The organism is Serratia sp. ID 25-353, assembly GCF_054792795.1.
Window position 1 is genome coordinate 4,382,006 of sequence record NZ_CM139236.1, and the last position, 24,189, is coordinate 4,406,194.

Here is a 24,189-nt window from a genome sequence, read left to right on the forward strand (position 1 = left end):
ATAGGCTAATGAAGTAAGGGCTTATGGCTGGACGAATTCCGCGCGTATTTATCAATGACTTGCTGGCTCGCACCGACATCGTCGATCTGATCGACGCCCGCGTGAAGCTCAAGAAGCAAGGCAAGAACTACCACGCGTGCTGTCCGTTCCACCACGAAAAGACGCCTTCCTTTACCGTTAATGGCGAAAAGCAGTTTTATCACTGTTTTGGGTGTGGTGCGCACGGCAACGCCGTCGATTTTTTGATGAATTACGACCGACTCGAGTTTGTCGAAACCATCGAAGAGCTGGCGACCATGCACGGGCTGGAAGTGCCTTACGAAGCGGGCACCGGGCCAACCCAGATCGAACGCCATCAGCGCCAGAGCCTGTACCAACTGATGGAGCAGCTCAGCGCGTTCTATCAACAGTCACTGCAGCAGTCCTCCGGGGCACCGGCGCGCAGCTATTTGCAGCAGCGCGGATTAAGTGACGACGTTATTCGCCATTTCGCCATTGGCTTCGCGCCGGCGGGATGGGACAACGCCCTGAAGCGCTTCGGCCGCGACGCCGACTCGCGCCGCGCATTGAACGATGCCGGCATGCTGGTGACTAACGATCAGGGGCGTTCGTACGACCGTTTCCGCGAACGGGTGATGTTCCCCATCCGCGACAAACGCGGGCGCGTGATTGCCTTCGGCGGCCGCGTATTGGGCGACGGTATGCCGAAGTACCTGAACTCGCCGGAAACCGAAGTTTTCCATAAGGGCCGCCAGCTGTATGGCCTGTATGAAGCACAGCAGAACCACCCTACCCTCCAGCGGCTGCTGGTGGTGGAAGGGTATATGGACGTGGTGGCGTTGGCGCAATTCGGCATCGATTATGCCGTCGCCTCGCTCGGAACCTCGACGACGGCTGAACACATTCAGCTACTGTTCCGCGCCACCGACAACGTCGTCTGCTGTTACGACGGCGACCGCGCCGGCCGCGAGGCGGCCTGGCGGGCGCTGGAAACCGCGCTGCCCTACCTGAACGACGGGCGCCAGCTGCGGTTCATGTTTTTGCCCGACGGCGAAGATCCGGACACCCTGGTGCGCCAGGAAGGCAAAGAAGCCTTCGAACAGCGAATGGAGCAGGCACAGCCGCTGTCCACGTTCCTGTTCGAAAGCCTGCTGCCGCAGGTGGATCTGAGCAGCCCGGACGGGCGCGCCAAGCTGAGCACGCTGGCGCTGCCGCTGATTACTCAGGTGCCGGGCGAAACGTTGCGCTTGTACCTGCGCCAGGAGCTCGGCAACAAGCTGGGGCTGCTGGACGACAGCCAGCTCGACAAGCTGATGCCCAAGCAGGCGGAAAATGCGCATCCTTATCAGGCGCCCCAGCTAAAACGCACAACCATGCGTATACTGATAGGGTTACTGGTGCAAAATCCGCAGTTGGCTACACTTGTACCTTCTCTTGAAGGGTTGCAACACGCCAAACTACCAGGCCTGCCGCTGTTCAGCGAGCTGGTGAGCCTTTGCCTGGCTCAACCTGGAATAAAAACGGGCCAGATTCTGGAAGAATATCGGGATACAAAGTTCAGCGCTAACCTTGAAACTTTGTCTGCCTGGAACGATATATCAGATACAGAGATTGCAGAAAGAACCTTTCTGGACTCCCTGAATCATATGTTCGACTCTGTGCTCGAACAACGGTTAGAAGAGTTACTGGCACTCTCCCGTACGCAGGGCTTGAGCCCCTCAGAGCGAGAAGAAGTTCGTATGATCAACGAGTCAAGAGCTGGAAAGAAAAACTGAATACCAAACGGCTTAAGTGCCGATAATTGCGAGGGCAGAGCCCTGCACAGTGCCGCCATAGTGGGCCGCGGCGATAACGAAAACGCCCCAAATGCTATTGTTGGCGGTTTCGCCGACCGACACCAACCTAAATACTCTGAAGTGTGGATACCGTCTTATGGAGCAAAACCCGCAGTCACAGCTGAAGCTACTTGTCACCCGTGGTAAGGAGCAAGGCTATCTGACCTATGCTGAGGTCAATGACCATCTGCCGGAAGATATCGTCGACTCCGATCAGATCGAAGACATCATCCAGATGATTAACGACATGGGCATCCAGGTGATGGAAGAAGCACCGGACGCCGATGACCTGCTGCTCGCCGAAAACTCGAACAGCACGGACGAAGATGCGGAAGAAGCCGCCGCACAGGTTCTGTCCAGCGTGGAATCCGAAATCGGCCGCACCACCGACCCGGTGCGCATGTACATGCGCGAAATGGGTACCGTCGAACTGCTGACGCGCGAAGGCGAAATCGACATCGCCAAGCGCATCGAAGACGGCATCAACCAGGTGCAGTGCTCGGTTGCCGAATACCCGGAAGCCATTACCTACCTGCTTGAGCAGTACGATCGCGTCGAAGCGGGCGAAGCGCGCCTGTCCGATCTGATCACCGGCTTCGTCGATCCTAACGCGGAAGAGGACATCGCCCCTACCGCGACCCACATCGGTTCTGAGCTGTCGAGCGAAGAGCAAGACGACGACGAAGAAGATGAAGACGACGAAGACGACGACACCGAAGACGACAACAGCATCGATCCTGAGCTGGCGCGTCAGAAGTTCGCCGATCTGCGCGATCAGTACGAAACGACCCGTCTGGTGATCAAGAAGAACGGCCGCAGCCATGCCAGCGCCGCGGAAGAGATCCTGAAGCTGTCTGAAGTGTTCAAGCAGTTCCGCCTGGTACCGAAGCAGTTCGACTTCCTGGTCAACAGCATGCGCACCATGATGGATCGCGTTCGCACCCAGGAACGCATCATCATGAAGCTGTGCGTTGAACAGTGCAAAATGCCGAAGAAGAACTTCGTCACCCTGTTCGCCGGCAACGAAACCAGCGATTCCTGGTTCGAAGCCGCACTGGCGATGGCCAAGCCATGGTCGGAAAAACTGAAAGACGTGGCTGAAGACGTGCAGCGCAGCCTGCAGAAACTGCGTCAGATCGAAGAAGAAACCGGCCTGACCATCGAGCAGGTCAAAGACATCAACCGTCGCATGTCGATCGGTGAAGCGAAAGCCCGCCGCGCGAAGAAAGAGATGGTTGAGGCCAACCTGCGTCTGGTTATTTCCATCGCCAAGAAATACACCAACCGCGGCCTGCAGTTCCTGGATCTGATCCAGGAAGGCAACATCGGCCTGATGAAAGCGGTAGACAAGTTCGAATACCGCCGCGGCTACAAATTCTCGACGTACGCCACCTGGTGGATCCGTCAGGCTATCACCCGCTCCATCGCCGATCAGGCGCGCACCATCCGTATTCCGGTGCATATGATTGAGACCATCAACAAGCTCAACCGTATTTCGCGCCAGATGCTGCAAGAGATGGGCCGCGAGCCGACGCCGGAAGAGCTGGCCGAGCGCATGCTGATGCCGGAAGACAAGATCCGCAAGGTGCTGAAGATCGCCAAAGAGCCAATCTCGATGGAGACGCCGATCGGCGACGACGAAGATTCGCATCTGGGCGACTTCATCGAGGACACCACCCTCGAGCTGCCGCTGGATTCCGCGACGTCGGAAAGCCTGCGTTCCGCCACCCACGACGTGCTGGCCGGCCTGACCGCGCGCGAAGCGAAAGTGCTGCGCATGCGTTTCGGTATCGACATGAACACCGACCACACGCTGGAAGAGGTCGGCAAGCAGTTTGACGTAACCCGTGAGCGTATTCGTCAGATCGAAGCCAAGGCGCTGCGCAAGCTGCGTCACCCAAGCCGCTCCGAAGTGCTGCGCAGCTTCCTGGACGACTAAGTCCGGCTGCCGCCCCAAAAAACAAAAACCCCGGCCTGCCGGGGTTTTTTTATGCCTCAGAACATGCTGTTGCCGCTGGCGGTCTTCTCCGGCACCGGCTGCGTCACGTCCCAGTGTTCAACGATTTTTCCGGCGGCGTCGAGACGGAAGATATCGACGATCGCCGCGGTCTTGCCGGCCTCGCGCCCGCTGACCTCGACATGCAGGATCACATAGTCGCCGTCGACAAACGCCTGTTTAACCTCACTGTGCGAGTTGGGGTAACGCGTTTTCAGCAGCTCGACAAATTGACGAAAGCCCGCCACGCCGTCTTTGGCATTGGGGTTATGCTGCTTGTACTGCTCGCCTAAAAATGGTCGCGCCGCCGCAAAATCCTTGTTGTTCAGCCCCTGCCGATAAAACTCCAGCACGTTCTGCTTGTTGCGCGCTTCCTGCGGCGAATGCCCCGCCTGTGCAGCGCCGGTCACCAATAACAGCGCCATCACACAACCTTTCATCATCGATGTCATCGCATACTCCTTTATGTCATTGCAGCGCCAGGAACAGCTCGCGATAGCTGGCGGTCAGTTGCTCCAGCGTGGCGCGGTTCAATCCGCTGGGGTTGGGCAATACCCATACCTCGGTTTCCCCCAGCATCAGCGTCTGCTTGCCCCAGGGCGCGTTTTTCACCCCGAAGGCGGTGGTGAACGCCTGCTTGCCCAAAATCGCCAGCGCGCGCGGCTGATAGCGCAGGATCTTCTCTTGCAGCGCCTCACCGCCGCTGCGCAACTCGTCGCGCGACAGCTCGCTGGCCGCCACCGTCGGGCGCGCCACCAGCGCGGTAATGCCACAGCCGTTGTCCTTCAACTGCTGCCACTGTTCCGGCGCCAGCTGGCGCTCGGTAAAGCCGGCCTGATGGATCACCTTCCAGAAGCGATTGCTGCCGTTGGCGAAAGGATAGCCCTGATGGGCGGAAGAAAGGCCGGGGTTGATGCCGCAAAACACCACCCGCAGATTGGGCGCCAGAAGTTCCATGAGTGTCGTGAGTCCATTGCAGGGATTTACTGCGGTTATCGCAAAATCCGCCAGCAATTACAACAGGCTAGAACTGTGCAGAAAAGCAACATACGGGCGGGTAACAGTAGACCGCCGCTTAAGGATTCCCTATAATCTCGCGGCTTGGCCCCTTAGCTCAGTGGTTAGAGCAGGCGACTCATAATCGCTTGGTCGTTGGTTCAAACCCAACAGGGGCCACCAAATTTTAGCTTTAAAATCATATAATTAAGCCACCTAACAGGGTGGCTTTTTTATTTATCGCTTGTTCGATGTCCCCTTTTTGTCCCCCCAAGAAAACAACTCGCCCCCTTTATCTATTTGGCACGACATAATTCAGGCATAAAAAAACCCGCATTTTGCGGGCTTGTATCTCTGAGTTTGTCACATCCACATAACCTGTTGCTGTCCTTCCACACTGGCTCCGACCGGATGCGGCGGCACTGCATCAACCCGGCCCGGCGTCATGATCGCGCATTGGTAAGTCTCCATCGTTTTAAACGTGTGGCCACAGTTGATATTTTGGCACTGGTGATAACGTTCTTTCGTTTGTTGACTCAAATAGCGGCTGGTGCGGGCATGGGCCGCTGTTCTGCAAAGCGGGCAATGAAACATGATTAATTCCTCGTCACTGGCTCAATTGCCGCGATAATACCGCTCGCGATCCAAAAAAGAAGTTTCTTTAAGTGAATTTACAATTCCCACTAAGAAACGTCATAAGTAACCTCCGACAGCAAAACCTCAAACTCCAGCGCCGTCGTAAAGCCGCCATTGCTGAGATTGTGCGTGACTTTGCTCACTATCCAGTCTTGCGCATCGATCGCCGCTTTAAACCCGCTGACGCGTACCGGCGTTTCCGGGGTGATGTTGGCCCGGCCCATCGCCAGCGACAGTGAGAACTCAGCCACACCGCGCTGAAGCTTTTCCCACTTAGCCTGTGCGGCGCGCATTGCGGCGGCCTTGGTGGCGTAAATTTTGGTGATCGCAAACACGTTATCGTCAGCCCCCACCAGATAATCGCCTTTCGCCGCCTCCGCCGGTTTCCCCGTTTTTTTGCTGCTGCCCGGTTTCGCCTTCGGGTGTTGCAGCGCGCGCAAATGCTGCTCTTTTGGCTTGCGCTGCAGCTTCACTTTCTTCGGCTTCGGCTGTTTTGTATTGAGCCAGCTCGCCGTCACGCCGGTGTAGGCATCCCGATCGGCAATGCTGAAACTGTGCTGATCGCCATCCTGCCGGGTGATGGTATACACGGGCAACGCCTTTCCGCCTACCGTGGCGCCATTCCCCGGTCGCAACAACAGCAGAGCGCCATTTTTCACCGCCGCCACCGCGCCGTTGAGCGTTGCAAGTCGGGTAATAAATGCCGCGTCCGTCTCCTGCGTCTGGTCGATATGGCTGATTTTGATGGTGCCCAGACCAGCGGCCAGCGAGGCTTTCAGCTTATTGCGCGCAGCCACCTTCTGCACAATGTCGCCCAGGGTGGTCTCGTGGTAGGACTCATCGCGCCGGGTGTTCAGCGAGCCGCGAAAATCCGCACTACGCGCGCGAATAGTCAGCGTGTCCGGCGCGCCCCGGTGTTCGACCTCATCGACCGTAAACTGGCCCTTTGGCGTCAATGGCGAGCCTTTCCAGCCGAGCGCCAGCGACAGCACCGCATTGCGCTGAGGCATCGCCATCAGTCCGTCGCTGTCGTCCAGCTCGATGTCGAGCTGGTCGGCCTCAAAGCCCCGGTTATCCGTCAGTGACAGCGAAATCAGCCTCTGGCGGATGTTCTGCGTGATGTCGTTATCCTGCAGCAACAGCGAAAAATCCGGCGCAACTCGCGCCCCGGCTGGCAGGCTTACGCCGGTGATCATGATAACAATCCTCCCATAGCACCGGCGGCCTTCCCGGCCATCTCTCCGGCTTTATCGTACAGTTCCCCGGCCTGCTGGCGCAGATCGCCAAACATCGCCGACAGGGATTCATCGACCCGCTTCAGGTTGAGCGTAAACTCTGTGCGGCGCGGGCTGCCGTCGGCGAAAAACTCGGAATGCGTTTCAGAAATCGACTCGATCACAAACATGCCGTAAATCGTGCCAGTGCCTTCAATGAGCGGCCACGCCCGGCCCTGCTCTGCCATCAGTTGCAGCGTCAGCAGTGACCAGCGGCCGCCGGTGATCTCCGGCAGCAGCACCCCGGAGAGCGTGATTTTTTCCTCATCCATCCCCAGAAATTGCGCCGCCGGGCGCAGGCCAACGCGGGCGTTGCTCGGCCAGCGATATTCCGCGTTGCGGCTCATGGATTGATACGGCAGCGTCTGCAGCATAAAAACAAACAGGCCCAGCGTTAACATCATGGTTTTACCCTTCGTAGTTCATGCGGCTGCGCGCGGCGGCCGCTTGTTTGCGTCGTTCGGTCTCAAGCTGGCGCGAGACTTCGCGCGCAATGGAGGCCGCATCTTGACCGGGGGCGCCGTACACCTGAATCGTGATCGGGGCTGGCGCCATGGCAGGTGCCGCAGCCGGGGCCGACGCCATCACCGGCGTTGACAGCGATAACATCGCCGCCGACAGCGCCGCCGTTTTCCGGCGCCCGGTGACATTGGCCGGGCCGTTGACGATCTCCGGGCCACGCTCGCCGACGATGCCGAATTGGCCGCGCGGGATAATGCCGCCCTTGTCGAATGCCCCCGCATAGCCCGGCCCCGGCATCAGCTCAGGCGCCGGGCGATTGTATGAAATCGCCGGGTTAACCTCCGCCTCATCGTCGCCAAACTTCATCCAGTCCGGCAGCATATCCGTGAGGCCGGAAAACTTGTCTTTCAGCGCCTGCCAGCGCTCGCTAATGCCGTCAATGACCCCGTTAATCATGTTCATCCCGGCTTCTTTGAACTGCCCCGGCAGCGCTTTAGCCCCGTTTACCAGCCCCTCCCATTTGCCATTAAGCCAGCCAGTCAGCCGATCCCATGCCTGAACCGTGGCGGCGCTCAGCGCCAGCCATGCCGCGTTAACACGCTCGCCGATGGTGTCCCAGACGGCGGCGGCACGCTCTGCAATGCCGCTCGCAACGCCCCAGATGCCGGTCAGCAGACCGGGCAATCCGCCCAACAGCTGCAGCGGCAGGCTCAATCCGGCCGCGATCCATTCACCGAACATGCGCCCATAGCGCGCGGCCGTCTGGAGTTCGGCCTGTGAAGATTTCACCGGCTCGATCAGCTTGCCGAACCACTGCCAGACGTTGCGCACCATGTTCAGCAGCAGCGTAAATGCGCCAGCCAGCGGGACAAGCGCGGCGCGCATCGGCGCGAAAGCGGCGCTGAAGCCTTCGCCGATACCCGTTAAAAAGGCGCTGATAGGTTCCCAATATTTACGGATAGTCAACGCCACACCGGCAATTACCGCCGCCGCCGCGACCACCGGCAGGGTGATCACACTGAATGCGGCCGCAATCCCGGCGCCAACGGTGGTAAAGACCGTTCCCAGCAGCCCGGCCCCGGCGATCAACATATTGACCCCGGCCATCACCGGCCATGCGATAAGGCCCAACGCAGCGAGGCCGCCGATCAGGGCCGTGACGCCCGCCGTGACTTTCACCAGCGTGCCGACCAGCTCAGGATTGGCCTTCACCCATGCCCCGGCCTTGGTCAGCCATTCGGTGGCGGAAACCGTGAGTTTGCGCAGCGCTGAGTTCTGGCCGTCGAACACCTCAATGCGAACATCTTCCCACGCCGAAAACAGGTTTTTCAGGTCGCCGTCGAGGTTGTCCACCTTCACTCGGGCAATCTGGGCCGTAGCCCCTTTTGACTGGGTGACGGTGCTGTGTTTTTCGCTCAGCTTACCGTTACCGGCGGCGTCAATCAGCTTGATAGCGCCTTTCATCGCCTCTTCGCCGAAAATGACTTTCAGGTATTCGGCCTGCTGCGCGGTGCCGAGCTTGTTGGTTTTAAACGAGCCGTTAATTTTCTTGAGGATGTTCGCGATCGGCAGCATGTTCCCTTTGCCGTCCTTGGTTTTTACGCCCAATTCTGACAGCGCATCCTGCGCCTGACCGACCGGCGCTTGCAGACGGGTAAACATGGCGCTGGCCGATGTCCCGGCCATGCTGCCCTTGATGCCGTTATCTGCCAGCACGCCCAACAGCGCGGTGGTGTCCTCTATGCTGGCCCCGGCCGCCTCGGCGATCGGCGCGACGTACTTCATCGCCTCGCCAAAATCCATCAGGTTGCTGTTCGAGCTGGTGAAACCTTTGGTCATCACGTCCGCGACGCGCTGGATCTCGTCTATCGGCATGTTAAACGCCGATTGCATGTTGGTGATGATGTCGGCCGCGTCGGCGATGTCCAGATCGGAGGCCAGCGCCAGATTTACCGTTGACTCGGTCGATTTCAGAATGGCATCGCCGTTAAAGCCGGACTTGGCGAGCACCGATTGCGTGCGGGCGACGTCCGTCGGCGAAAACGCGGTCGTGGCGCCAATATCCCGCGCCTGCTGGCGAATGGCGGCCAGCTGCTGGTCATTCTTCGCCAGCCCTAACGTGGCTTGCGTGTCTGACATCTGCCTGTCGAACTGCACCCCCGGCGCAATAAACGCTCCTTCAGCGACCAGCCCGGCGGTAGCGATACCCAGCCCGGCCGCGCTGGTATTACGGACAGCCGCGGTTGCCGATTGCCCGGCCCGGTAACGCGCGCCGACGCGGTTAACCTGTTCTTGCCTCTTGCTCAGGCGTTCCAGCTCGCCGCGCTGGCGGCCCAGCGCTGTCGTGGCTTCGCTGGCGCTGGCCTTCAACCGGCGCTGTTCTGCGCTCAGGTTCCGGGTAGCGATGCCGTCAGCGTTGAGCGCGTCACGCTGGCGCTGCACCGACTGGCGCAGGCCGTTGTATTTCGTCTGCAGCTCGGCGGCGGCGCGCTTTGATGCCGCCAGCAAGCGCGCTTGCTGCGCCGTGGGCTTTTCCGTCGCCTTGAACTGGACGGCCAACGCGGCCGCCTCTTCCTTGGCTTTCTTCAGTGCCTTGCCGGTAACGGCAAGCTGCCCCTGCGCCTTGCGAAACCCCTCAATCCGGGCGCTTTGCGCGTCCAGTGCCTTGAGGGTTTGTTGCGTGGTTTTGATGTCACCGGCAAGCTGTTTGCTTGCCTGTTGGATACTCTTTAGCGGGCGGGTGGCTTGGTCTACGGCCTTCAGCAAGACCTGAAGCTGCAGGCTTTTACTCATCGTGATTAACTCCGCTGCGTTGCAGTGCCTTGTGGCGCCAGTTCAACAGCTCCGTGAGCGTCATTCCGGCCATTTCAGACGGCGGCCAGTGGAAGATCACCGCGATGTCCGCCATCAGGTCATCAACGCCCAGCCGGGCGTCAGGGATTACGCCGCCGAGTTCGGCGACAAAAAACCGACCACTTTCCCGGCCAGCGCCACCAAATCCGGCAGCTCAAGGCGCGCGCATTCTTCTTTGGTCAGGTTAGGCACGGTCACGCGCGGCAGCACAACCAGCAGCGCGTCAACATCGGCGTTGGCGATCGCCGCCAGCCCGACGCCGCGCAGCGCGCCCGCGTTCGGTTTAATCACCTGCACCTCGGTGATGGTGGTTTCACCGCGCTGGATCGGGGTGTCGAGGGTAACGGTATTTTCTTTTGCGTCTTTCATGGTGTTCTCTCAAATCAGGGGGAAAAGGGCCAGCCCGGCGGGCTGGCGCCAAAATTACAGGCCGATCGCCTTGCGATGCTCGGCCAGCCGGTCAACGCCGTTGACCTTTTCGACCATATTCACCGTGTCGACTTCGATCAGCTCTTTGCCGTCCACGGTCAGCTTGAAGTAAGTACACTCGGTGGAAACCTTGGTTTCGGTATCCTCGCCCTGCTTGTACTCGCCAAAGTCGATTTCTTTGTGGCGGCCGCGCATCACCACTTCCACAGCGGACACCTCGCCGGTGTCGTCACGCTGGAAGGAACCGGCAAAGCGCAGCGGCACAGCATCGACGGCGCCCCACTGCTTCAGCACCAGCTCATCAATGCCGCCCATCGACCACTCAACGGCCAGTGCGTCATCGTCCAGCCCCATATCGATGGAGGCCGCGCCGTTCATGCCGCCGCCCCGGTATTTCTCCAGCTTGCGGGTGAGCTTCGGCAGCGTCAGCGAGGACACCACGCCCATGTAGCTGTAGCCGTCGTTGAACAGGTTCAGGTATTTCAGTTTTTTCGGCAGTGCCATGTTCTAACGTCTCCTTTAGCGGTTCACGGATGCCGCAAACGTCGCCAGATAGCGATCGGTGATACGCTGGCGCAGGGTTAAATCTTCGAGCGGTGGCACCGGCGTGTAGTCGTAATCGATAAACAGCTTGCCCGCCTTCAACGTTTCTTTGGTGTTGGCGCTTACGTCGTACCAACAAGTGCCGTCGATAATCAGCCCGGCGGATTTCAGCTCGCGGAATTTCGCGTTGATACCGTCAATCATGTCGCGCACCAGCGTAGGCGTTACCGGGCGGTCAACGGCCCATAGGTGCGCCTCGGCCATGGTATCGGCCAGCACCTGCGCGGTGCGGGTGTAGTTCTCGAACAGGAACAACGGATCATCGGAACAGGTGCGGGAACCCCAGAATTTAAAGCCGTCTTTGCGGATCAACGTGGTGACGCACGCTTGGTTTAACAGGTCAGCATCGGTGCCGGGCGCCTGCAAATCCCAGAACACGCTGGCGGTGATGCCGGTCACGCCGTTAACGCCAACGTTTGAAAGCGTCTTATGCCAGCCGGTTTCCGTGTCGATTTTTGCACGCAGGCCCAGCGCGCGGGCAGTGGCGTAGGCGATGTCGCTCTGGTTGGCGGTGGTGTTCCAGCTGACAAAATCCGGCCAGATCAGCATCAGCTCGCGCTGGCTGAAATTGTCGCGGTACTTGGTAGCCTCCTGCACGGTTTTGCAGCCGTGGGCGCTGATATAGCCGAACGCGCGCAACTGCTGGCAAATCCCGGCCAGCGCCGTCGCGACCTCCTGATTATCCAGCCCCGGCACGCCGAGGATGCGCGGCTTAACGCCCAGCTCAGCCTGTGCAGATAACAGCGCTTTCATGCCGGTATAGCGGCCTTCCGCATTCGCGCCGCCGATGATGTTGGAGGTGGTTTCCGCCGCGTCTTTGCCGGTGGCAACGCGGACAACTACCGTGACCGGCTTCGCCTGTTCAGCGATCGCCCGCAGCGACGCCGCCAGCGTGCCTTTTTTACCGGCCTTGCCGGAGGCGGCCAGTACGTCGGTGATCAGTACCGGGATATCGAGCGGGAAAACCGATGCGTCGGCATCCTCCGCCGTGCAGACCATGCCGACGATAGCCGTCGATACGGTGGAAATAACGCGGGTGCCGTCGTTGATTTCGACGACGCGCACGCCGTGATGATAATCGCCCATTAATTTGCTCCGGGTGGTGAGTAGGTGCAGGCATGATGACGCCCGGCGCGCCGGGCCGCACGCGGTGGGTGCTGGAAGGCCGACCAGACAACAGGCCGGGCCGGATTGGGAGATTTTGAGGAAATAACGATCGCTCGCGCCGATCAATAACGCCGTATTGATCTATGCAATCAATTGGACGGATTTTAGCCGGGCGGGGTAATGTCGAAAGGTAGATGCGGCAACATCAGGGAATACCGCAAATACAAAAGCCCGCATCGCTGCGGGCTTTTTTCTTAGGCGGCGGGCGCCACCGGCCAGTCAATTTCCGGGGCTGACATATCAAGACGATTCAGCGTCACGCGGTATTTTTTCCAGTCCGCCAACAGCGCTTTTTCTGCCTCGGTCGCCATATCCAAATCAACAGCATCCTGAAGCGGCGCAACAGCCTTACCCGCGATCGCCAGTAATTCATTTTTTCTGGCTTCAGCCCTCGCCATCATTTCTTCGGCAGAATAGGCGCGCTGGCTCACCTTCTTACCGTCAAACACCCACTCACCATTAGCCAGACAGCGCTTTGGTAGTTTCGTTGGGTTCAGCTCAACAACCGATAAGCCTATCGGCCACAGCATCGACACATCGCTGTTAATCGCGCAGATAATGCCGCTTTCGTCATAAGCCAGTTTTACGGTGTCCGGCGAAAACAATTTTTGCGCGGCGTACCAGTCAATACCGTTATCATCCTGAAGATAAATCACGCTCTCGCCGAGGAATAATTCTTCCGGCGTGTATCGCTTCAAATTCTTAATGTGTTGCATTTTACACCGTTCCAATTGTTGCCCATGTGCCGTTAATCAGCACCTGAACCGCTGAATAAGCGCCCCAGATTGAGGGGTTGTAGTTTGAGCCGGACATACCCGTATAAACACAGCCCGACGGTAAATCGATGCGCCCGCCGGTATCCGCGATAACCGTGCGCCCGGCCATGCGCACACCCTGAACCAAATTCTGATAGGCCCAGTTCTGCGCATTATTCTGCGCAGCCGAGATATTTTGATTAAGCCAGTTGCTGAGGTAGCCGCCCCATGCTGACCCCTGTACGTTTCCGTCTGGGTGCCACGTTGTCCCGCTGGAGGTGGTGATCGCAGGCCATTTACCGCCGATATGCATACCCGACTCAAAAGCGGCGGCGCCGGTTCTGACATCCACAGAGAACGGACGCAGGGTGTTGAATGTGCCGTACTGGTCGTTTTCGTTTGTCAGCAGCAGGTAAAGCCGGTTGCCGTCATTGCGCCAGAAGGAACCAAACCCGCCGCCGACCATGCGATAATTATCAATATGGGTAGATTGGATCTCCGCGCTGGTCTTTAGCGTCCCGGTTAACTGCCCGCCAGTCTTCGCCAGATAGCGGCCATCTGCTTCGGTTTTATTCCACGCGTTAACGTCAGCGGCCAACAAATTGACATCGGCGGACAGCGGCTTACCGTTCACTTTGATAGAGCGCAGCGCGTATTTCTGGGCGGCCTGCGCGTCGGTCAGCGCGCCGACATCCGCCGCCGTCGGTTTGTAGTCCGTCGTATAAACTCGCGCCCAGCGGAGCGAAGCCGCGCTGTCTTTTCGCATCGAGCGCAAGTAAAACGCCAAATCGCCGGAGCCTACGGCAAATTGCACATTGCGGAACTCATTCACTTTCCCGGTAAACAACACCCCCATGCCGCCCGGCACAGGATAGCCCTTATTGGTAGTGGCAACCAATGACTCAACGGTAAAGCCATTTTCGCGATTTAAGTCATCGTCTGCATTGGCGGTATTTTCGTTCGGGAATACGATACGCGGCAGAGTTAACGCCCCTTTCATCGTGTCGCCGGTCTGTTTTACATAGCGGCCATCCGCTTCGGTTTTGTTCCATGCGTTGACATCCCCCGCCAATAGATTGACATCCCCGCTCAACGGTTTGCCGTTCACCTTGATGGATCGGAGCGCATATTTCTGCATAGCCTGCGCATCCGTCAGCGCACCGGTTTCTTGCGCGGTAGGCGGTTTCGCCGTCGTATAAATACGCGGGTTTGCTCCCTGATTAGCTTCAGCGCCCCAATGCAGCTCGTCATCGATCCCCATACCAAGACGCATCAGTGCCTTCCCGGCGACTTGGAAACCGATTGATAAATTACTCTGTGCTGAAGGGCGGCTCATGACCAACGGCGTATGCTGGTTTCCCTCAATACTCAGTGAATCCCCATCCGTTTCAGCGCTACCGGGCTTAATAGCCAGTTTTTTCACCGTGCCGCCGGACAGCATCAGAAAACGGCCGTCAGCTTCGGTTTTACTCCATGCGCCGACATCGGCGGCCGTTGGTTTGTAATCGGTGGTGTAAATCCGTGACCACACCACCCCATTTTCAGGACGGTTAGAACGGCCAATAAAACCATGTCCCAGCCCCGACACGCTGACATAGCCCGTTGAGGGTGCGGCATCGCAAGGCAGGCTCAGCACCCCGGCGGCAATATTTCCAGCGATCGGCGGCTTGTTCTCAGAGGTCGCATTCAGCCGGTAAATTTGCGCAGTGTTGCAATAAGCGTTATCGAAAGCCCGCGCGCCCGCCCCCAGACCAAACGCGCCGACCTCCATCAGTTGCCCGCCCTCTACCCCAACGTTTTTCGTCGCGGCCGTACCTAACGCCAAATTGCCGCGCGCGGCGGCCCTGTCGGTCAGGTCTGAGAGGTTCGCGGCCTTCTTCATGCTGGCATCGCTGACCGTTTTAAGCGCCTTCGGCGTGCTGGCTTTCGTTTCGTCGGTGCTGGTCGTTGCGCTGCTCAGCTGTACCAGCCCTTTCGCCGTGGTGCTGGCGTCCGGGTGGTTTCGGGTTTTCTCATGCGCGGCGATCGCGTCGGCCACAAAATCCTTGGTCGCCAGCACGGTGTCGCCACCGGCGATCACCTGAATCGCCTCGATGCTGCTGACAATCAGGATCATGCGCAGCGTCTGCGTGCGGCCGCTGCCCTCTTCCAGCTTCGGCTTGTAGCTCTCCGCCATGTTGCTGACGGCAATCAGCGTCCCGGCCTCGTCATAGAGGCCCATTTCACGCAACCACCACCCGCCGACGTTCGCCGGAATAATCATCTCGGCCAGAATGTGATTTTTCAGCGCCTTATCGATAGTCAGCCCGTTGAGCGCCGCGCGGTATTTCTCGTTGACGAGTTTTGTTTGCGCCGGATTAGGCGTCGGCAGCGTGCCGTTCCCGTCGCCGACGGCCATAGAGACGATTTTCAACTGCGTGCCGCCCGCGCTGGCGGCGGCAATCTTGGCCGCCCCGGCGGTGGTAATAATCGCTTTGTATTTATTCATGATTTTCTCTTATCCGGGGTAAACGGTAATGACATCGCCATCAATGGCGGCCGCGCCGGTGTAAATCCGGCCGGGGATGTCTTGCAAAATGTTGAGGCCGATCAGGTGGCGGCTCAGGGGCTTGGCGTCGGCGATCAGGCGCTCCATTTCCTGATACATTTCCTCGGTGATGCCGGTTTCCAGCACGCCAATATCCAGCCGGAAGGTGCCGGGCGGATCGGCGCCGTCGGTGTGGAACCATTCGATAACGTTAATCAGGTAGCCGAGCGGCTCCACCACGCGGCGCACGGCGCCGATGGTGCCCTTGTGCCGGTGAATGTAGAACGCAGCCGAAACCACGCCCCGCTTCACGTCCTCCGGCCACGCCTCATCCCAGCGATCGACAGAGAACGCCCACGCCAGATAGGGCAGCAGATGCACCGGGCAGGTTTTCGGGTTCCACAGATCACGCAGGGGAACCGGCACGCGCTCCAGCTCGGCACACGCGGCGGCGGCGGCAACTTCCAGCGGTGAGGAGCCGACAGGCAATAGACGGTTAGTCATCGGCTCGCCCTGGGGTAATGTTCACGCCGGTGCAGTAACCCGCCTGCGTTTTATCCAGCACGATGTCAGCAGCAGGCTTGATGATTTCCACATGTTCGACACCTTCAACGGTCAATGCCGCATTCATGCTTGAGCGCCGGATACTGCGCCCGAGGCGCCGCATATTTTGCACATAGGCGCGTAGCCGTTTGTTTGCGGTGTCAAGGATGGGCGCCACTTCCGGGCCGGGATACAGATATAGAACGGCCTCGATAACATACGGGGCAATTTTGGCTGATTGCACGATGACGCGATCGGCGACCGGGCGAACGTCCTCATCATTCAGCGCATCGCGGACAACCTGCAGCAGTTCGGGGCTGGCGGTGCCGTCGCCGTCTCGTGACAACACGGTGACGGTCACGTTAGCCGGTGATGGGCTGATTGCCGTCACATCGGCCACCCGGCCATCGGCCGAGCGGGCGTGAAAACGATAGGAACCGGCCGATCCCGCTGTGCTCATGCCTTCGAAAGCATCCTGCAGGCGCAGGCGGTAATCTTCATCCGTTTCCATGACTACCGGTGTCGGCGGGATAGTGCTTTCATCCGCCGGGGTGATCACCAGTCGCGGCGTGTTGAAGTTGGCGCCGAGCTGGTCGAGATCTTCGCCGGTGGCGTGCGCCAGCATCACCGCTTTCGCAGCATCGTTGACGCGCTGGCGTAGAATCACCTCGCGGTAGGCGTTTTCCTGCAACAGCTTAACGATCGGCTCCGACTCCAGCGCCAGCGTGCGCGCGACGGCCTCCCGCTGTTCCTCCGGGTAAAGCGAAATCAGCGTCGCCTTACGCTCCGCCAAAATATCTTCATAATCCAGCACCTCAACGACGATCGGCGCGGGCAGCTGTGAAAGGTCAATCGTTGCCATGGTTTCAGCTCACAGGAACAGACAGCGACAGCGCGCCGGGGGCATCGGTGCGGGTGCCGGTGATGTCGATCACCATCTTGCCGTCATAGGTGGTATTAAAAGCGATGCCGGTCAGCTTGACGCGCGGCTCCCACGCCAAAATCGCGCTGTAGCAGGCGGCCATAATCTGCAGGCGCAGCGCATCGTTTTGCGGCTGGTCGAGCAGCTCAGAGAGCAACGAGCCATAGGCCCGGCGCATCGGGCGCGAGCCCTGCGGCGTGATCAGGATGTCCGCCACGGACTGGCGAATATGCTCGATGTCCGTCAGCGTGCGGCCATTGCCTCGGTTCATGCCGATATATTTGGCGCTGTTCATGTTGGTTTCCCCGTTTGTCCGCCACCGGTCTGGACGCCGCCGTGGGCGTGCGTATCAACAACGACGCCATTCGACGAGAACGAGCCGCCGCTGTGCTCAATGTTCCCGCGCATCGCCCCGCCTTTTTGCACTTCCAGCGTGCCGGTGGTGAGTTTGTTGGTGCAGACCACCTCTGGTGCATCGAGCATGATTTTGTCAGCCGTAACGATCACCACTTTGGTGCTGGCGGTGATGGACTCCGAGGCCTGCACGTTGGCAGTTTTAATGCCGGACACGCTCAGCTCGCCGGTTTCCGGTTCATACTCGATGACCGCACCATCCGGGAACGCGATGTGCAGCGCATCCGCCGACGCAGACGGGGCCGGGAAGTCATCGGAGAAAATGCCGCACAGCACAAACGCGGTATCGAGTTCGCCACCCAGTGCAAAGATCAGCACCTGCTCACCGACAGAAGGCGCCGACCAGCTGCGAGTACGCCCGGCGCGACAAGTTAGCCAGTTGAGCCAGTCGGTAAGATTGCCGCCGGTTTCGACACGGCACAGGCCGTTATCGAGGTCAACGGCGCTCACGGTGCCGATGCGGATCAGGTTGCGCAGCAGGCGCAAAATGTCGTGTTGATTGTTCATGCTGGAAGGATGCCGCCCGGCGCGGGCGGCGACAACGCGATGAGGTTGGAAGATCGGAGGCACAACAGAGTTTGTTCGATAAGCCTATCTATTTCACTGAGATAGGCACATAGATGGTTGCCTGCTCTTTATACTCCTCACAAATAATATTGACTTCAATACGCCCTTCACCTTTATCTAAAGGAATCAAAATAAAAGAATCACACTCAGCACTTTTTGTATGCATTACTTTATTTCTATAAACCTCAACCACTGAACCGTTCACATCAACCCAAGAGTTTGGTGATGCCACTGGAATATTAAGAGCTGCAGAAATAATTGATTGAGACCCACTATTAACATCGATAGGCTTATAGCTTAATGGCGTTCCTTTCCCGAGGAAATTCCTGATATCTGTCAACGACCTTTTTATCACCATTGGGTTCGCCGGAAAGATGTTTTTCGGCTCTGGTATACGCTTAACATCATAAAACTCCATAGGTTTAACGAAGTCGGGAAAAACCATTTCCACTCTAATATTTGACGCACTCACCCTGCCTATATTCTTTATTTTTGGAGTTACTTCCAATATATCATTATTTACTCTAGAATAAAAAATGACAGCCTTTTTATATCGTTCAAACTCATCAGCAGATGGTAATTTCTCATTGTAACGGTCTATATCCGCATGGCTAACAGACCCAACATACTCCGCAGTGATGTCCGAATAGCTTAACCTTTCAGGCATTTTTATTTGTTCAAGATCAGATGATATTTTTAAACTCAATGTATCTTCATCCGACAAACTAACTATTAAATTAGGTACATCCTGATTTCTATCCATTTCCAAAGCCAATAGTTTCTCTCTCAGCCTTCTGTTTTCATTACTCAGTTCAGCGAGCTCTTGAGATATTTCTTTAGAAATAGCCTCACTCCCCCTAACCCAGCCTACTCTAGGGGTTCTTTTAAATATTTTAGGAAGTGCAATTGCCACTTTGGTTACCAAATCATCTGGGGTTTCCCAGAAATCGCACATTTTACTCCCCTGAGCCAGTGAAATAAAATCATTGAGTTTTTTCTGTGCCTCTGGATTACTTTCCCTTTCATCATCAGTTAAGGCTATATTTCTCGAACGAATAAAAGCCAGAACAGGTATTCCTATCTCTTTAGCATATCTATATTCTCTTTCAGTATAACTATATTCATCATTAGTCATCACGCCATAACGATGACCAATAATCACTATATAATAATCACTCGCATCTATAGTTTCCCTTATTATTTCCCATTGTTCGGAATCATCAGCACTAAACATTTCCATACCAACAGGGAAGTGATAAATACTCAATATAGCTTCAATTACCTTTTTTCTCGCCTTATACAGGTCTTTATACGTTGAACTGACAAAGATTTGGTATTTTTTATCATCCATAAGATCACTCTAACATTTAGCTTAATTTATATAATTAATAGCTGCCATCAATTATGAATGCAACAATTTCTTTCTCAATGTTTGAGAGATCATTTGACGAAAAACCTAACAATGGCCTCGCATCATATTTTACCGCCTCGCTGTGCGGCGTCGGCCGATCGCGCAGGCCAAAATGATGCACATTGACCATACGCTGAACCCGCCCGACAAACTCAACCACGGCCGCATCGCTGTTGCCCTGGGCTTTCAGGTAACGGGCCGTGCGCAGCTTGGAGAACATTGCCCGATCGCGCAGGCGCTTTTTGTTTCGAAGCCGAGTTTTGCGCGGCGCGTAGGGTGTGCCGTCCGGCGCCTGCTGGCGTTTGATGTGTTGCTGTTGACCGGCGCGCAGGCGCTTTGAAACGGCAACGGCCAGCGACTTACGCGACTGCGGCGACAGCTTGGCAATCAGCCCGGCAAGCCGGGTGTCAAAGGGATTAAGCTCGCTCATACCATTCACTCACTAATTCACCGTGAACAAAGAGCTGCATCGGCCGCGTGATGTGCTCCGGTAACGGCGGCTCCGGCAGGTGCTTAACGTGTAGTGCGCCGTTCTCTTCGCTGACCACTACACGCTCGGTCAGCTGCAGCGATACGCTGAAATCGTAAGAGCCGTTGTTGTTGAAGTCACTCGCGAAGGTGATCCCGGTGCGGCGCTTTTCCTCAGTTGCCATGATGTCCGGCTGGTTCTCCCGTAGCCATGCCTGAATCGGCACCATGATTAAATCCAGATCGCCGGTGTAGTCCAAAAACAGCAGGTTAAGCGTATAGCGGTACTCATGGGACAGCGAGGCGGCAAGCGTGGCGGCCACATTGCCGCGTTCTACCCGCACTTGCAGATTTTCAGGGTTGCGCTGTAGCCACTGCAGGCAGCTTGTCAGCTCAGCGCGGAGCTGTTGCGGTTTTAACATCGTGTTGTTCCTGACAGTGTTTTATCGTTTCGACCTGCACCGCGCAGGCCGCCAAGGCGTTTTCAAGCTGGCGAATATCGGCGCTCAGATCGCCGTTAGTCGCCGGGCGGCTGGCCGGGATTTGGCACAGACTCACTTTCGGACAGCCAACGTAGATAATCCGCGGCGCCGGTGAAGCCGGGGCGCTGGTGCAGCCGGGCAACGTCAGCAGGCAAAGCAGTGTTAAACCAGTCCCGTAATTGCTGATTTTCATTGAGTAACCTCTGTATTTTCTGCTCGCGCGTCAGCGCCAGCCGGTGCGCGGCGTTTAGGTCGCCCCTTAACTTTTCCTCTTCCTGCGCCAGCCGACCGGCCGCCGCCTGCAACGTGTCGATCGCCGCGCGGGTATCGGTCAGCGCCGCCGCTATCCGGCCGTTCTCCTGCCGGGCGCTTTCCAGCCGTTCCCCCAACGTGACAACCTGCCATTTCATCCAACCGGCGACGACCAGCGCCAGCACCAGAAACCAGCCGATCGCGCGGCTCATTGCGCGGCCCCGATCAGGCAGTGGGCCAGCTCCGCCGCCCGGCGCCGTTCCAGTCCCGGCGATTTGACGCCGTTGACGAACACCCAGCGCGGCAACTGCTGGCAGGCGCTGCGCCAGTCCTGCCGCTTGATGAAACCGGCCAGCGTAGAGCCGCAGGCGGCCGTGACGCCGACGTTAAAGGCAAAGGACACCACCGCGTCATAAACCGGCGGCGGCATCGTGACAGGCATACAGCGGCCTATGCCGCGCTCCACACGATATACGTCGGCAACGAGGTTAACGGCAGCTTGGCGCTCGCTGATAACCGTGCCGGGCTTTACCCCGGCAGTGTGGCCAATGCCGCTTGTCCAGACGCCCGCTTGGCATTGGTAAGGCGATAAGCGGCAACCTTCAAAATCGGCCAGCAGGCGCAACCCGGTCTCAGAGATCTGCAGCGCGCTGAATTGCGGCAACAGCACCGCCAGCGCCAGCACGGCGGCCACGCTGCAGCGTTTAGCGATTGAGTTCATCGTAAACCCTCCGGCTGACGCCTAACTTGTTCAACAACTGATAGCTTTTGCGGCGGTAGTACCAGTTAACGAGAAATGTGCCGACACCGACGGCGGCGCCAACCATAAAAGCGATGTCCTGCGGCGAATACTTGCCGATCCACGCGAGGAACATCGCCACCGCGTAGGCTAAAAATGAGGTGATGCGCTCCATGTTTTTAATCCCATAGATTGACGGTTTCACGCTGCGGCGCGGCGGTCACGTCCGGCAGCTCGACCGGGTGGCCGTGCGGCAAGATTGCCCCGGCAGCGGCCAGCCCTTCATTTAGCGAATAGACCTGCTCAACTACGCCCTGCGTGCGCCCGTAGTAGCGCCAGCAAATCGCATCAACGGTGTCGCCCTGCAGGGCGTAGACTCTCATCAGAGCAGCCCGATGATGCAGTGGCTACGCTCGGCCACGTTACTGATCGCGTTGCGGGCGTTTCGCCACAGCTCGCCGATCGAGGCTTCAACCACATCAGCCTTGCGGCCGCCGGTGGCGGTGGTGTCGAAACTGCGGTATTGCTCCGAGAGCGTCGCCATGGTCATCGCGCTGACGGCGTTGCGGTACTCGCTCACCCGCACGCTTTCGCCGTCGAGCTGTTCACCCGGCACATCCTCAAGCCGCTGATAGCCGTCGGCCATCTGGTCGCGGCGGAAGGTGAACAATTCGGCGTTCACCTCCGCGATCGCGCTTTTAATTGCCAGCCGCAGGCGCGGGGCGGTGATGGTGCCTTCAATGCGCATCACGTCGCGCACGTCTGCCGGGTCGATGTCCGGCCAGAAAAAGACGTTTTTAACGATCGGCTCATCCTCCGGGCGCGGTGCTGGCGCGTCCGGGCGTGGCCGCTTAATCACAACGGTGCTCATATGACCTCAGAAAGTTAGGGGGCGGTGGACGACGGCGTTGACGAGGTGAAACCTGTCGCGGCCGTCGTGCCGCCCGGCGCGGGGCGCGTTCTGTCAGCGGCTGGCGGCGGTGCGTATCGCCCGCTCCAGCCGTTCAATGTCCTTTTTCACGCCGCAGCCGTTATGCAACTGCAGTGCACGCTTAAGGTGGTTCAATGCCAGTTCAGCCCGGCAAGCCGCGCGCAAGACGTACCCGGTGATTTTATGCAGCTTGGCGCGCACTTGGTCGGGCATGTCTTCTGCGTCGGTGAGTTCCATCGTCTGCATGAGGTGGTCAATGTTGACCGGCTCCCCGGCCTCAAAGGCGCGGGTGGCAGACTCGGCGACCTCTTCCGCGATGAGGTATGGCGTGGAGCGCGCGAATTTGCCCGGTGGTGCCAGCTGATAGCGCAGCGCATAGCGGGCGATGTCCAGCGCGCCGGGAATGTCCCCGGCATCCAGACGCCAGATCATGACCGTCATCAGAATGGCGTCCTGCGCGCCGCGACCTTCGGCCAGCACACCGGCAACCCAGGGGGCATACTCCGGCAGCAGTTGGCGCTTGAGTTCGGCTTTACGCTCGTTTGAGCGCACCTGTTTGAGCTTTCGCTTATCTTCATAGAGTTTAAGCATCATCAGTTCATAGCCGTTAGCGTGGCGCAGCGGGTCATTCTCCCGCTGCGCGGCCTCGACCGCTGACTGGCGCATAAGGTGACGGCGGGCAGGGCTGGTCATGGTTATTTACCGCCTTTCGCTTTGTCGTCTGCCAGTGCTTCCTCCGGGTCTTTCACTTCGGCGACTGGCTCCGCTGGGGCGGTGGCAACTTTCACTGCTTCAACAATGGCACCGGCCAGCGCCTTAATGTCATCGCCGGAGGTCGGCAGTGCGGCCTTGGTTTTTGGCTCGCTCGGCTTGACGGCTAACAGCTCGATGTTCTCCACCAGACAGCCGCAGGCGTAATCCTCCACCACATAGTCCTCGTTGATGGACTCATAGTTTTCGATGCGGTCGCGCTTGGCGTTCTCCACCATATGGCGGCGGTGTGTGTCTTCCTGCCAGTAGATCGACAGGTTATCCATGCGGGTGATCAGCAGCGCATCCGCCGGGAAGTACGGCACGCGCACGGCGGGCAGGTTGCCGATGCGCTTCTGGCTGATAATCAGATCGGCGGCCATCGCTTCGGTGTTGGGCTGTTCCTGATTGACCAGCGGGAAATACTTGTCGGCCAGCAGCTGGCGCCCGCAGATCACCACCAGTTCAGGGTCTTCCTGATACCACGGCGCAATCAGGGTGTTGGTGGCATCCATCACCAGCGCGTCGAGGTTGGCGTAATCGCCACCGGCGCCCACGCGGATGTTTTCAGACAGCTCGCCGTCCATACCCACGACTTTATCCATCACGCGGCTCGGCGCGTTCTCGCGGTACTTCTGCAACCAGCCCGGCGCGATGTCCTGCAGCAACGGGAACTTGACGCGGTTGGAGGTTTTGGCGCGGTGCGTACCATTAAAGCCGATCATGATGCGGTCGAGCGCTTGACGTTTCACAATCGCATCGCGTAAGCGGGTCTGGAAATCCTGATAGCGCGCCCACAGGTCGAGGGTGTTGTAGCGGATGTGGAAATCGTAGTTCACCTGCTGGCAGAAATAGTCATCGGTGTCCAGCGTGGCAAAGTCGGCCGTTTCGCGCTCATCGCCGCCGGCGGTGTCGGTGGTGCTGGCGATGGTGCCGCTCACACCTAAACCAACTTTCTCACCCTTCATTTCCTTAACCGGCAGGATATTGATGCGGGTCAGGAACGTGGAGGAATCCTGTACGCGGGTCATGATGGTTTGCGTAACGGACGGCTCAACGCTGAATTTTTTATCCAGATCGCCGGTAGCGACGCCGTTCAGTTCGGCGAGGCGGGACATAAACGCATTAAATTTAAAACGAGTTTGCTTGCGCATTTTTCTTCCTGTTTTTGTTCGGT

General features: G+C 58.1%; 29 protein-coding genes and 1 tRNA gene. 3 read left to right on the plus strand and 27 right to left on the minus strand.

Features of this window, described 5'->3' with window-relative positions; genetic code table 11:
- Window positions 1-23 precede the first annotated feature (23 nt).
- Both dnaG and rpoD read left to right on the plus strand, forming a co-directional pair.
- Window positions 24-1,775: a DNA primase gene (gene dnaG / locus ACYF6X_RS20995; protein WP_063988655.1), complete on the plus strand. Its 1,752-nt coding sequence runs from the start codon at window positions 24-26 to the stop codon at window positions 1,773-1,775.
- A gap of 157 nt (window positions 1,776-1,932) precedes the next feature.
- Window positions 1,933-3,774, plus strand: a complete 1,842-nt coding sequence (gene rpoD, locus ACYF6X_RS21000; protein WP_063988654.1) for an RNA polymerase sigma factor RpoD — start codon at window positions 1,933-1,935, stop codon at window positions 3,772-3,774.
- Window positions 3,775-3,830: 56 nt separating this feature from the next.
- On the opposite strand, the gene ACYF6X_RS21005 is transcribed toward rpoD, so the two are convergent.
- Window positions 3,831-4,283 (minus strand): nuclear transport factor 2 family protein, encoded by a 453-nt coding sequence (locus ACYF6X_RS21005; RefSeq protein WP_080473362.1) that lies wholly within the window; start codon window positions 4,281-4,283, stop codon window positions 3,831-3,833.
- Window positions 4,284-4,299: 16 nt separating this feature from the next.
- Window positions 4,300-4,788 carry a G/U mismatch-specific DNA glycosylase gene (mug, locus tag ACYF6X_RS21010; RefSeq protein ID WP_063988653.1) on the minus strand — a complete coding sequence of 163 codons (489 nt, stop codon included), beginning with the start codon at window positions 4,786-4,788 and terminating at the stop codon, window positions 4,300-4,302.
- A gap of 146 nt (window positions 4,789-4,934) precedes the next feature.
- On the opposite strand from mug, the gene ACYF6X_RS21015 reads away from it, so the two are divergent.
- Window positions 4,935-5,010: transfer RNA gene (locus ACYF6X_RS21015), tRNA-Ile, on the plus strand.
- Window positions 5,011-5,190: 180 nt separating this feature from the next.
- Here ACYF6X_RS21015 and ACYF6X_RS21020 read toward each other — a convergent pair.
- The 25 genes from ACYF6X_RS21020 to ACYF6X_RS21140 form a co-directional block, all read right to left on the minus strand.
- On the minus strand, window positions 5,191-5,421 hold the full coding sequence (locus ACYF6X_RS21020; RefSeq protein WP_072055861.1) for a DNA-binding transcriptional regulator: 231 nt from the start codon (window positions 5,419-5,421) through the stop codon (window positions 5,191-5,193).
- 89 nt (window positions 5,422-5,510) lie between these two features.
- Window positions 5,511-6,659, minus strand: coding sequence for a contractile injection system protein, VgrG/Pvc8 family (locus ACYF6X_RS21025; RefSeq protein ID WP_197800687.1), 1,149 nt, complete (start codon window positions 6,657-6,659; stop codon window positions 5,511-5,513).
- Window positions 6,656-7,141 (minus strand): phage tail protein, encoded by a 486-nt coding sequence (locus tag ACYF6X_RS21030; RefSeq protein ID WP_015379102.1) that lies wholly within the window; start codon window positions 7,139-7,141, stop codon window positions 6,656-6,658. The genes ACYF6X_RS21025 and ACYF6X_RS21030 overlap by 4 nt, the downstream gene beginning before the upstream one ends.
- Window positions 7,142-7,145: 4 nt before the next feature.
- Entirely contained in the window at window positions 7,146-9,992 is a 2,847-nt protein-coding gene (locus ACYF6X_RS21035) for a phage tail tape measure protein (RefSeq protein WP_460924568.1), read from the minus strand.
- On the minus strand, window positions 9,985-10,107 hold the full coding sequence (locus tag ACYF6X_RS21040; RefSeq protein ID WP_026142543.1) for a GpE family phage tail protein: 123 nt from the start codon (window positions 10,105-10,107) through the stop codon (window positions 9,985-9,987). Before ACYF6X_RS21040 ends, ACYF6X_RS21035 begins: the two co-directional genes overlap by 8 nt.
- 32 nt (window positions 10,108-10,139) lie before the next feature.
- Window positions 10,140-10,421 carry a phage tail assembly protein gene (locus tag ACYF6X_RS21045; RefSeq protein ID WP_060418393.1) on the minus strand — a complete coding sequence of 94 codons (282 nt, stop codon included), beginning with the start codon at window positions 10,419-10,421 and terminating at the stop codon, window positions 10,140-10,142.
- A 54-nt stretch (window positions 10,422-10,475) separates the two neighbouring features.
- A complete protein-coding gene (locus ACYF6X_RS21050) occupies window positions 10,476-10,985 on the minus strand; it encodes a phage major tail tube protein (protein WP_023447563.1) in 510 nt (169 codons plus the stop codon).
- 15 nt (window positions 10,986-11,000) lie between these two features.
- Window positions 11,001-12,170, minus strand: a complete 1,170-nt coding sequence (locus ACYF6X_RS21055; RefSeq protein WP_460924571.1) for a phage tail sheath protein — start codon at window positions 12,168-12,170, stop codon at window positions 11,001-11,003.
- Between the two features lie 275 nt (window positions 12,171-12,445).
- The gene (locus ACYF6X_RS21060) at window positions 12,446-12,967 is read right to left on the minus strand and encodes a tail fiber assembly protein (protein WP_197800832.1); all 522 of its coding nucleotides are present in this window, start codon (window positions 12,965-12,967) and stop codon (window positions 12,446-12,448) included.
- A 1-nt stretch (window position 12,968) separates the two neighbouring features.
- Entirely contained in the window at window positions 12,969-15,494 is a 2,526-nt protein-coding gene (locus ACYF6X_RS21065) for a phage tail protein (RefSeq protein ID WP_460924573.1), read from the minus strand.
- Window positions 15,495-15,503: 9 nt separating this feature from the next.
- Window positions 15,504-16,037 (minus strand): phage tail protein I, encoded by a 534-nt coding sequence (locus tag ACYF6X_RS21070; protein WP_015379109.1) that lies wholly within the window; start codon window positions 16,035-16,037, stop codon window positions 15,504-15,506.
- Window positions 16,030-16,938: a baseplate assembly protein gene (locus tag ACYF6X_RS21075; protein ID WP_342184497.1), complete on the minus strand. Its 909-nt coding sequence runs from the start codon at window positions 16,936-16,938 to the stop codon at window positions 16,030-16,032. Before ACYF6X_RS21075 ends, ACYF6X_RS21070 begins: the two co-directional genes overlap by 8 nt.
- 4 nt (window positions 16,939-16,942) lie before the next feature.
- Window positions 16,943-17,293, minus strand: a complete 351-nt coding sequence (locus ACYF6X_RS21080; RefSeq protein ID WP_048321956.1) for a GPW/gp25 family protein — start codon at window positions 17,291-17,293, stop codon at window positions 16,943-16,945.
- Window positions 17,290-17,919: a phage baseplate assembly protein V gene (locus ACYF6X_RS21085; RefSeq protein WP_197800822.1), complete on the minus strand. Its 630-nt coding sequence runs from the start codon at window positions 17,917-17,919 to the stop codon at window positions 17,290-17,292. The genes ACYF6X_RS21080 and ACYF6X_RS21085 overlap by 4 nt, the downstream gene beginning before the upstream one ends.
- 88 nt (window positions 17,920-18,007) lie before the next feature.
- Window positions 18,008-19,330: a DUF4062 domain-containing protein gene (locus ACYF6X_RS21090; protein WP_197800823.1), complete on the minus strand. Its 1,323-nt coding sequence runs from the start codon at window positions 19,328-19,330 to the stop codon at window positions 18,008-18,010.
- A 34-nt stretch (window positions 19,331-19,364) separates the two neighbouring features.
- Window positions 19,365-19,820, minus strand: a complete 456-nt coding sequence (locus tag ACYF6X_RS21095; protein WP_197800824.1) for a phage virion morphogenesis protein — start codon at window positions 19,818-19,820, stop codon at window positions 19,365-19,367.
- Window positions 19,807-20,280 (minus strand): phage tail protein, encoded by a 474-nt coding sequence (locus ACYF6X_RS21100; protein WP_197800825.1) that lies wholly within the window; start codon window positions 20,278-20,280, stop codon window positions 19,807-19,809. The genes ACYF6X_RS21095 and ACYF6X_RS21100 overlap by 14 nt, the downstream gene beginning before the upstream one ends.
- Window positions 20,252-20,482, minus strand: a complete 231-nt coding sequence (gene lysC / locus ACYF6X_RS21105; RefSeq protein ID WP_230199994.1) for an Rz1-like lysis system protein LysC — start codon at window positions 20,480-20,482, stop codon at window positions 20,252-20,254. The genes ACYF6X_RS21100 and lysC overlap by 29 nt, the downstream gene beginning before the upstream one ends.
- Complete coding sequence (lysB, locus tag ACYF6X_RS21110; RefSeq protein WP_086556869.1) at window positions 20,376-20,804, minus strand: Rz-like lysis system protein LysB; 429 nt, start codon at window positions 20,802-20,804, stop codon at window positions 20,376-20,378. Before lysB ends, lysC begins: the two co-directional genes overlap by 107 nt.
- Entirely contained in the window at window positions 20,801-21,313 is a 513-nt protein-coding gene (locus ACYF6X_RS21115) for a lysozyme (RefSeq protein ID WP_460924578.1), read from the minus strand. The genes lysB and ACYF6X_RS21115 overlap by 4 nt, the downstream gene beginning before the upstream one ends.
- A complete protein-coding gene (locus ACYF6X_RS21120; RefSeq protein ID WP_031231709.1) occupies window positions 21,297-21,506 on the minus strand; it encodes an HP1 family phage holin in 210 nt (69 codons plus the stop codon). The genes ACYF6X_RS21115 and ACYF6X_RS21120 overlap by 17 nt, the downstream gene beginning before the upstream one ends.
- Window positions 21,507-21,510: 4 nt before the next feature.
- Window positions 21,511-21,714, minus strand: a complete 204-nt coding sequence (locus tag ACYF6X_RS21125; protein WP_015379118.1) for a tail protein X — start codon at window positions 21,712-21,714, stop codon at window positions 21,511-21,513.
- Window positions 21,714-22,202 (minus strand): head completion/stabilization protein, encoded by a 489-nt coding sequence (locus tag ACYF6X_RS21130; RefSeq protein WP_023447568.1) that lies wholly within the window; start codon window positions 22,200-22,202, stop codon window positions 21,714-21,716. The genes ACYF6X_RS21125 and ACYF6X_RS21130 overlap by 1 nt, the downstream gene beginning before the upstream one ends.
- A 93-nt stretch (window positions 22,203-22,295) precedes the next feature.
- Complete coding sequence (locus ACYF6X_RS21135; protein WP_197800830.1) at window positions 22,296-22,955, minus strand: phage terminase small subunit; 660 nt, start codon at window positions 22,953-22,955, stop codon at window positions 22,296-22,298.
- A gap of 2 nt (window positions 22,956-22,957) precedes the next feature.
- Entirely contained in the window at window positions 22,958-24,166 is a 1,209-nt protein-coding gene (locus ACYF6X_RS21140; RefSeq protein ID WP_197800829.1) for a phage major capsid protein, P2 family, read from the minus strand.
- Window positions 24,167-24,189 lie beyond the last annotated feature (23 nt).